The following is a 9,598-nucleotide window of genomic DNA, read 5'->3' as shown; positions in this document are numbered from 1 at the left end:
CCGATGGTACTTGGACCGAAGGGTCCCGGGAGAGTAGGACGTCGCCAAGCGAACAACCATAAAGACCGTTATCGAGTAATCGATAGCGGTCTTTTCCTATATTCAATAGCATGTATTTATGAAATCGAGACTATCTCGTACCAGGTTGGGTGATACTAAACGACAGCTATTCATTGGACCTCTAGGAAATGCCTTAAGGGATTGGCATATTGGCAGACGAGGCTTAAACGCGGGTGATTCTCCATTTAATAGAAGAAACCCGCCATTTGTCCATTCCTAAGGGACAGGATAACGCGCTGGATGGATACTTGCGAACTTCGGGCAAAGGGCGAATTTCAATCCTTGACAGCCTATGGGCCCTTTGCTAAGATGGCAATAATATATTTCTGAAAATACTTGAAAATGCCGTCCGGTCCAGCTCTGACAGTAGTTGTAGTCCGCAGGAAGACGACAAAAAGGAGGAATAACCCAGGTGTGGGAAGATAAGTTTAGCAAGGAAGGCTTCACTTTTGACGATGTATTGTTGGTTCCTAGAAAATCCGAGGTACTTCCAAAAGAAGTGGATGTAAGCACCAAATTGAGCGAGCATGTGAAATTAAACATCCCGCTCATCAGTGCTGGGATGGACACCGTAACGGAAGCTCCTCTGGCAATTGCCATTGCTAGAGAAGGCGGAATCGGCATTATTCATAAAAATATGACCGTTGAGCAACAGGCAGAAGAGGTTGATCGGGTTAAACGTTCGGAAAGTGGTGTTATTACGAATCCTTTTTCCCTCCATGCTAATCATCTTGTATCCGATGCAGAGGAGCTCATGGGCAAGTTCCGGATTTCCGGTGTACCGATCGTAGATGAGAACAATAAGCTGATCGGGATTTTGACGAATCGTGATCTTCGTTTTGTTCATGACTACAATACGGTAATCAGTGAAGTGATGACCAGCGAGAATCTGGTGACAGCTCCGGTCGGAACGACTCTTCAAGATGCCGAAATGATCCTACAGAAGCATAAGATTGAAAAGCTGCCTTTGGTAGACGATGATAATGTTCTTAAAGGACTTATCACCATTAAAGACATTGAGAAAGCGATTCAGTTCCCTAGAGCGGCTAAGGACGCTCAGGGTCGCCTGCTTGTAGGTGCAGCGATCGGAATCTCCAAGGATACCTTCGAAAGAGCAGAGGCGCTTGTGAAAGCTGGCGTAGACGTCATTACCGTTGACTCTGCCCACGGTCATCACATCAATATCATTGACTCCGTTCGCAAACTGCGCGAAGTGTATCCGGATTTGACGATTATCGCTGGTAACGTGGCTACAGGCGAGGGCACAAGAGAGCTTATCGAAGCCGGTGCATCCGTCGTAAAAGTCGGAATTGGGCCTGGATCGATCTGTACGACCCGTGTCATTGCCGGGATTGGCGTACCGCAAATCACAGCAATTTATGACTGTGCAACGGTTGCTAAGGAGTATGGAGTGCCAATTATCGCAGATGGCGGTATCAAATACTCAGGCGAAATTACGAAGGCGATCGCAGCCGGTGCAAATGCCGTTATGCTGGGCAGCATGTTTGCCGGTACGGAGGAGAGCCCAGGCGAAGCTGAGATCTATCAAGGACGCCGTTTCAAGGCTTACCGCGGCATGGGTTCCCTTGCTGCCATGAAACAAGGCAGTAAAGATCGTTATTTCCAAGATGACGACAAGAAATTGGTTCCGGAAGGTATCGAGGGTCGTGTTGCTTACAAAGGGCCTTTGGCAGATACTATCCATCAGTTGATCGGTGGATTGCGCTCCGGCATGGGCTATTGTGGTACGCAAAACCTGGAGGAACTACGGACGGACACCCAGTTTATCCGTATCTCTGGCGCAGGACTTCGTGAGAGCCATCCTCATGATATCCAAATTACCAAAGAAGCACCTAACTATTCCTTGTAATTCACTCGAAAGAACAAGGATAAACAATATGTGTCATTTATTTCCTGGACAGGCTGGATGAAATTCATCTAGCTTGTCTTTTTTTGATACCCCCCCTATGATAGAATAGAACAAGTTAATGACTTATTGAGAATTAGAGGGGAGTAGTTCCATTGATAGACATGTCTGTAAAGAAGAATAAGCGACAACGCATTCAAAGAACGTTGGCATCCTTGATGCTGTTTAATATACTTTGTTTCTCTGCTGCACCTGCGGTTTCACTCGCGGCACCTAGTATGCTGGCAGCAGCGGATACAACGAACGCCACAGAGGACAAAGCGACTACCGAGAAGGCGACAACAAATAATGCGAAGCCGGATAAAGTGCCATCGATTGATCAGCTTGGACTGGATGTAAGCTCTGCCGTATTGATAGAGCCATCAACAGGACAAGTCCTACTATCCGTTAATGCTGATGAGGCATTACCACCGGCGAGCATGACGAAGATGATGACGGAATACATCGTTGCAGAGAAAGTAAAGCAAGGCGAATTAGCTTGGGATGACGAGGTCACTGTAAAAGAAAACGCAGCAAAAACGGTAGGCTCACGGATATTCTTGGCTGAGGGTGACCAACATACAGTGGAAGAACTCTACATAGCCATGGCTGTTGGTTCAGCGAACGATGCTACGGTAGCATTGGCTGAACATGTGGCTGGTTCCGAAGAAGAGTTTGTTGCCATGATGAACGATACGGCGAAAAAGATGGGCTTGAAAACAGCTTTTTTCATCAATTCTACAGGCCTCAGCCGTGCGGATATGCCTGAAAAATATCGTCCTGAAGAGGATAAGGAAACGGTTATGTCGGCAATGGATACAGCTTTGCTTGCCAAATTCATCGTCGAGGATCACCCTGATTTTGCAAGATTCACAGCTATACAATCCCACAAATTCCGGGATCGGGATACGAATCCGATCATCAACTACAACTGGATGCTTGAAGCCAATAAAGATATTACCAACTTCAAGAAATATGCTTATGAAGGAATGGATGGTTTAAAAACAGGTCATACCAATGCGGCTAAGTATTGCTTCGCGGGCACCGCTGAGCGTGATGGCATGCGGCTGATTAGTGTGGTCATGGGTACGAAATCCGAAGGAGCCCGTTTTGTAGAGTCCAAAAAAGTCCTTGATTACGGCTTTGACAACTTCGAAGTGAAGGAAGTTCAAGCTGCCGGTGCAACCGTGCAAGGCTTTGAAAACGTCGAAGTGAAGAAGGGTAAAGGCAAGGAAGCTGCACTCGTAACCGATAAAGCAGTCACTTTTGTTGTACCCAAAGGCTCAACAGGCAAGAACATTACCTTTGAAGCCAAGCAGGACTCCTCCAGCTTGACAGCTCCTGTTGCTAAGGATACGAAGGTTGGTACGGTGACCTACACATATAAAATAGAAGGTATGAAGGACACCCAGACCGAAACGGTAAATCTAATCACCGCGGAGGAAGTTGAGAAGGCAGGCTGGTTCAGTTTGTTCTTGCGGGCGATTGGAGACTTTTTCGCCGATTTATTTGATTCCATCAAAAATCTTTTCTAACCGCCGATAAATTCCGAGTAAATGGGTTGTGTATTTGATTTTGATGCGGTAAAATATCAAGTTAGATTCATTGCAAGCATGCACCTATACAGGTACAGACTAGGTCGCCAGGTAATGCTGTAATGGCGATGAGATACAACATATAATCGGGAGGCTAGGGGACATGGAAACAGGAACATCAACTGTAAAAAGAGGTATGGCGGAAATGCAAAAAGGCGGCGTCATTATGGACGTCATGAATGCGGAACAAGCGAAGATCGCTGAAGCTGCCGGTGCAACGGCAGTTATGGCGCTGGAGCGCGTTCCTTCCGATATTCGCGCTGCTGGGGGAGTAGCACGGATGGCTGACCCAACCATCGTTGAGGAAGTAATGAAAGTTGTATCCATTCCAGTTATGGCCAAAGCTCGTATCGGTCATTATGTCGAGGCGAAAGTGCTTGAATCTCTTGGCGTGGATTATCTCGACGAGAGTGAAGTGCTGACACCAGCGGATGAAGTGTTCCATATCGATAAATGGGATTTCACGGTACCGTTCGTATGCGGTGCGAAGGACCTCGGTGAAGCGCTTCGTCGTATTGGTGAAGGTGCATCCATGCTCCGTACGAAAGGCGAGCCGGGAACAGGTAATATCGTGGAAGCCGTTCGCCATATGCGCCTCATCAACAGTCAAATCCGTAAAGTTCGTAACATGTCGAAGGACGAGCTGTATGCGGAAGCGAAAAACCTCGGTGTTTCCTTTGACCTCCTGAAGGGCATTCATGAGACAGGCAAGCTGCCTGTCGTTAACTTTGCAGCTGGCGGCGTGGCAACACCTGCAGATGCCGCATTGATGATGCATTTAGGCGCTGACGGCGTCTTTGTTGGATCCGGTATTTTCAAATCGGACAGCCCTGAGAAGTTCGCTCGTGCGATTGTTGAAGCGACTACGCATTATGATGATTATAAATTGATTGCTGAAGTATCCAAGAACCTGGGTACTCCGATGAAAGGCATCGAGATATCCAAGCTTAGTCCAGCTGAGCGCATGCAGGATCGCGGCTGGTAAGAGAGAAGGGGTAACATGAAGGTCGGAGTACTGGCACTTCAGGGTGCCGTTGCAGAGCATATACGGAGCATTACGCTTGCTGGTGCCGAGGGGGTGTCGATTAAGAAGGTCGAGCAGCTAGACTGCATTGATGGCTTGATCATCCCTGGCGGCGAGAGCACCACCATCGGCAAACTGATGCGCAAGTATAATTTTATGGATGCGATTCGTCAGTTCTCAGCCCAGGGTAAACCGATATTCGGAACATGCGCCGGACTGATCGTGCTGGCTGAGCGAATTCAAGGCGACGAAGAGGCTCATCTGAAGCTGATGGACATTACGGTGGCGCGGAATGCATTTGGACGTCAGCGTGAAAGCTTCGAGACCGATTTGCCTGTAAAAGGAATCGAGGAACCGGTACGGGCTGTCTTCATCCGTGCGCCGCTCATTCTAGAAGTGGGTGCGGGCGTTGAGGTCCTGTCCACTTATAACGATGAGATCGTCACAGCCAGACAAGGACATCTGCTCGCAGCTTCCTATCATCCGGAGCTGACGGACGATTACCGACTTCATCAATATTTTGTGGAGATGGTTCGATCCCGGTCTACGGCACCACAGACGTAATAGTTACAGTAGAAGACATCTTGACTCTTTGGCAGTATGTGGGAGTCGAGTTGTCTTTTTCGCTGAAATACAATAAGATGTATCGTATGTAATAACGTACAATGCAGCCTTGTCCCAAGGCTTTTATCAACATATAGGGCAGCTGCTTCGATATACTTGATGGATGTTTTACTTTAGGAGGGTTTCCCGTGTTAGACGTAAAAATATTGCGCAGCGAGTACAGTCGTGTAGAAGAAGCGCTGAAGAATCGAGGCAAATCGCTCGATCTGATTGCGGATTTTCCTAAGCTTGACGCCCGGCGCCGGGAATTGCTGCAGGAAAGCGAAAGTTTGAAGAATCGCCGCAACACCGTGTCGGCTGAAGTAGCCAAGCTGAAGAAGAATCGTGAGAATGCCGATGATCTGATTCTGGAAATGCGACAAGTGTCAGACCAGATTAAAGCGATGGATGAGGAAGTTCGTGAGCTGGAAGCCAGCATATCCGAGCTTACTTTGGCGATTCCGAATATCCCTCATGAGAGTGTGCCGGTTGGCGCTTCGGAGGAGGAGAACGTGGAAATCCGCCGCTGGTCGGAGCCAAAAGCTTTCGATTTCGAGCCTAAGGCACACTGGGAGCTTGCTCAGAATTTGAGTATTTTGGATTTTGAAGCAGGCGCGAAGGTAACGGGTTCACGATTTACGTTCTACAAAGGTTTGGGTGCTCGTCTTGAGCGGGCCTTGATCAGTTTTATGATGGATCTGCACAGCGACAAACACGGCTATGAGGAAATGCTGCCTCCATATATCGTCAACCGGGACAGCTTGTACGGAACAGGACAACTGCCTAAATTCGAAGAGGATTTATTCAAAATTAGCGATACCGACTACTATCTGATCCCAACTGCTGAGGTTCCTGTGACGAACTATCATCGCGAGGAAATCTTAAATAGTGAGGATCTGCCTAAATATTACGTGGCGTACAGCTCCTGTTTCCGTTCGGAAGCCGGCGCGGCAGGGCGTGACACACGAGGGCTCATTCGTCAGCATCAGTTCAACAAGGTTGAGATGGTGAAGATTGTACACCCGGAAACATCTTTTGATGAGCTGGAGAAGATGACGGCGGATGCGGAGCGTGTGCTTCAGCTATTGAATCTTCCTTATCGCGTAATGGCTCTCTGTACCGGGGATATGGGCTTTGGATCCATGAAGACATACGATCTGGAAGTTTGGCTTCCAGAGAGCGGCGTATACCGTGAAATCTCCTCATGTTCGAATATTGGGGACTTCCAGGCTCGCCGTGCCAACATTCGCTTCCGTCCGGAACCGAAGAGCAAGCCGGAATTTGTCCACACCTTGAATGGTTCCGGGCTTGCGGTAGGACGTACCGTCGCTGCGATTCTGGAGAATTATCAGCAGGCTGATGGATCCGTAATTATTCCCGAAGTACTTCGCCCGTACATGGGGAACGTTAGTATCATCGAACAGAAAAAATGAGTTGATAAAATAGTTTGTCTTGTGGTATAATGATTTTTGCACGTGATTCATTTGCATGAATCAATACCACGTGGAGAGGTACCGAAGCGGTCATAACGGGGCGGTCTTGAAAACCGTTAGGGTGCAAGCCCACATGGGTTCGAATCCCATCCTCTCCGCCATACATAATCAAACGCAAGCCGTTTCCTTTTAGGAATCGGTTTTTTATTGTCTTTTTTACTAGAGGAAGGTATTGATTGTTCTGTTCTGCAGTAGGTTTCTGCTTTATGGAGGCTGCTGTATAAAACATCCCCTGTTATCGCAATTTATAGAGAAGGGGAGGTGTGAACATGAACTCAGAACTGAATGTAGATCAGTCGACGCTGGTCAATGCCTGGCAGGAAAGGCTGTCCACCATATTAAAGCCGGGAGATCGCGCAGAAGTGGCAGCAGACGAAGGGGATCCGAACGCCATCCGCATTCACATTGATGCAGCAGGTCGCCAGGATTATTCGTTTGATTTTCAATGCACGTATGTGGATTCGCGGGAAGTGAAGGTCGATCTGGTCGATGTAGAGCGTGAGGGTGCGACGACGGATGAGCGTAATGAGAATATTCAGGGCATGGTGGGCGATTATACGCGCCATATTCATGAGTGTGCCCAAACGCTGCAGCAAATCACGCATCACTAGTTCCATGAATGAGTGAGACAGTTTCCATACTGTCCTTCATGATATGGACATCAAAGGTAGGATAGGCGTAGGACATCGTTGTGATCCATGAAATGGAGGGCTATCAGATGAGCAAACCAAAGGCGATTCCGGTACCGGAAGCACAGGAGCAGCCGAAGCAGCAGCGCAAGGACCCTGACCGTGGCGGCCAGGAGCCGCTGTCAGGCTCGCACAGAGCGAAGATCCGTAAACAGGATGGACATTTCAATCCGGAGGGCTAGAAGCCTGCAGGAGCCAAATACGGAGAGGCTAGAAAGCAAGAATCGAGGGAACTTCCTGTATTTCGACAGGAAGTTCTTTTTTTCGATTTGAAACCTTTTGCGTCCAACTTCCGTATTAGTGTTCAAGTGTAATATTTTGGGGCCCCACCTTATTCGCATGTTAAGAAGTTTAAATTTAAGATGGATGGAAAAAGAAAGGAAATAAAATTTCAGTAAATATTCCAGAAAGTGTTTCTCATTTTGGTTAAATGGTTTATGATTAGAAGGTCTGTTATTTTTTTGACTGTTAGAGGGGAGAGAAATTTTAATGAACAAGAAGTTTGCAGCTATCATGCTGACACTGCTGCTCACAGTGACAGTTGTACTTTCCGGCTGCGCCAAAAAAGAAGAGCCTAAGGCAGCGATGACGAATGCTGCCACGAACGCGATGAAGATGACATCCTACGAAATGAAGAGTAAATTTGTCATTGAAGACCTTCAAGTTAACATACCTGCAGTTGAAGGCGATCCAAGCGTAACACAGGCGATGACGATGTTGAAGAATGCTGAGGTTACGCTGGACGGTATTTACCAAGCGGATCCAATGCAAACCGAGATGAACATGGGTATCAATCTGAAGGGTGACATGGCAATGTCCTTCAACATTGATATGGTGATGACGAAAGAGAAAATTTACGTTAAGATTCCAAGCATTCCAATGCTGCCATTCCCAGAGGACGTTGTTGGTAAGTTTCTCGTTATGGATATGAAGGAACTTGCTGAGCAATCCGGTGAAACATTTAATCCGGAAAGCCTGGATACCGAGAAATCCCAAAAATTCGTAAACGAAATCCTTGAAGCTTTGCTGAGTGAATATGACCAAGCGAAGTACTTCAAAGAGATCAATGTTAAAGATGCTGGCCTTCCAGAAGGCGTGGATGCCAAACAAGTGGTTCAATTCTTTGTAACCAATGATAACCTGAATGAAGCATTGGATATTATGGTAAACAAGGTTGCACCTAAGGTTGTTGACATTGCAGCTAAAGACGAGTACCGCGAATTGCTCGGTCTGACCCAAGAAGATATCGACTCTGCTAAAGCTGAAGTTTCCAACGTTAACCAAGACGAATTCAAAGCGGGCTTGGAAGAGATGCAGAAGTATCTGAAGATCAACACATTCAACATCAACACGGCTATCGATAAAAAGGATTTCCCTGCATATCAGGATATTGTGTTGAACGTTGATTTCAATGATCCAGAAACGAAAGAGAACGTGAAGTTGGCTGTGAAGGGTAGCAGCCAATACAACAACATCAACGCTAAACAAGAGTTCAAAATCGGTATTCCAAAAGATGCTGATGTCATCACGATGGAGCAATTTGAGGAATCCATGAGCCAAATGGGCACTTATTAATATCATTCATCGTAGACAACAAAACCCGGCCATCATGGCCGGGTTTTTACGTTTCTATACATATCTATACATATTATTATACAAGGATTATATTTTCCCGCGCAAACGTCGGAAGAACTGAGTGAGTAGTGATGCGCATTCTTCCTGCAGCACGCCCTCAATCACGTTAGTACGGTGATTAAAACGCGGTTCTTGAAGCAAATTCATCAGTGTGCCGGCACAACCGGCTTTGGGATCGCGAGTGCCATAGATCAGCTGTGGGACCCGGGATTGGACGATAGCACCCGCACACATGGGACAGGGCTCCAGCGTCACGTACAATCGGCAGTCGAGCAGCCGCCATGCTCCAAGATGTTTGCTTGCCTCACGGATAGCCACCATCTCGGCATGGGCCGTCCCATCATAAGTCGTTTCACGCAAATTGTATCCACGGCCAATAACCTCATCACCCCGTACGATGACAGCGCCGATAGGAACTTCGCCGAGCTCTTCGGCTTTCCGTGCTTCCGCGATGGCTTCTCTCATCCAGCGTTCATGATTATCGTTATCCACAGCCAGTGGGTCTATTGAATTTGATATCAAACTAAAGTCTCCTTTCACAGCCCGTTAAAACCCTGTATTTATACCCAATGTTCAACGAACATTTATTCGTT

The 9,598-nt window shown here is 47.3% G+C and carries 9 protein-coding genes and 1 tRNA gene; 9 read left to right on the top strand and 1 reads right to left on the bottom strand.

From position 1 onward, the window contains the following. The first annotated feature begins 472 nt into the window (after positions 1-472). The 9 genes from guaB to ACOZB4_RS32765 all read left to right on the top strand — a co-directional run bounded on the left by guaB (position 473) and on the right by ACOZB4_RS32765 (position 8,945). Positions 473-1,930, top strand: a complete 1,458-nt coding sequence (guaB, locus tag ACOZB4_RS32805) for an IMP dehydrogenase (RefSeq protein WP_076326357.1) — start codon at positions 473-475, stop codon at positions 1,928-1,930. A 161-nt stretch (positions 1,931-2,091) separates the two neighbouring features. After that, positions 2,092-3,501, top strand: a complete 1,410-nt coding sequence (locus ACOZB4_RS32800) for a D-alanyl-D-alanine carboxypeptidase family protein (protein WP_379416013.1) — start codon at positions 2,092-2,094, stop codon at positions 3,499-3,501. A 163-nt stretch (positions 3,502-3,664) separates the two neighbouring features. Next, a complete protein-coding gene (gene pdxS / locus ACOZB4_RS32795) occupies positions 3,665-4,546 on the top strand; it encodes a pyridoxal 5'-phosphate synthase lyase subunit PdxS (RefSeq protein WP_215163952.1) in 882 nt (293 codons plus the stop codon). 15 nt (positions 4,547-4,561) lie between these two features. Continuing rightward, positions 4,562-5,149: a pyridoxal 5'-phosphate synthase glutaminase subunit PdxT gene (pdxT, locus tag ACOZB4_RS32790; protein WP_379416010.1), complete on the top strand. Its 588-nt coding sequence runs from the start codon at positions 4,562-4,564 to the stop codon at positions 5,147-5,149. A gap of 188 nt (positions 5,150-5,337) precedes the next feature. Beyond that, positions 5,338-6,621, top strand: coding sequence for a serine--tRNA ligase (serS, locus tag ACOZB4_RS32785; protein WP_379416007.1), 1,284 nt, complete (start codon positions 5,338-5,340; stop codon positions 6,619-6,621). A 72-nt stretch (positions 6,622-6,693) separates the two neighbouring features. Beyond that, positions 6,694-6,782 (top strand) — tRNA-Ser (locus tag ACOZB4_RS32780). A 168-nt stretch (positions 6,783-6,950) separates the two neighbouring features. Further along, a complete protein-coding gene (locus ACOZB4_RS32775; protein WP_076326361.1) occupies positions 6,951-7,292 on the top strand; it encodes a hypothetical protein in 342 nt (113 codons plus the stop codon). A gap of 107 nt (positions 7,293-7,399) precedes the next feature. Continuing rightward, the gene (locus tag ACOZB4_RS32770; protein WP_379416004.1) at positions 7,400-7,552 is read left to right on the top strand and encodes a small acid-soluble spore protein P; all 153 of its coding nucleotides are present in this window, start codon (positions 7,400-7,402) and stop codon (positions 7,550-7,552) included. Positions 7,553-7,859: 307 nt separating this feature from the next. Further along, positions 7,860-8,945 carry a hypothetical protein gene (locus tag ACOZB4_RS32765; protein WP_379416002.1) on the top strand — a complete coding sequence of 362 codons (1,086 nt, stop codon included), beginning with the start codon at positions 7,860-7,862 and terminating at the stop codon, positions 8,943-8,945. Positions 8,946-9,032: 87 nt separating this feature from the next. Here ACOZB4_RS32765 and tadA read toward each other — a convergent pair whose 3' ends face one another. Further along, on the bottom strand, positions 9,033-9,527 hold the full coding sequence (tadA, locus tag ACOZB4_RS32760) for a tRNA adenosine(34) deaminase TadA (protein WP_076326364.1): 495 nt from the start codon (positions 9,525-9,527) through the stop codon (positions 9,033-9,035). Positions 9,528-9,598: the final 71 nt, after the last annotated feature.

Origin of the sequence: Paenibacillus sp. NPDC058898 (genome assembly GCF_049316025.1) — a bacterium.
In the GTDB taxonomy this organism is placed as follows: domain Bacteria; phylum Bacillota; class Bacilli; order Paenibacillales; family Paenibacillaceae; genus Paenibacillus_AQ.
This window is presented reverse-complemented; position numbering and strand designations above follow the sequence as displayed.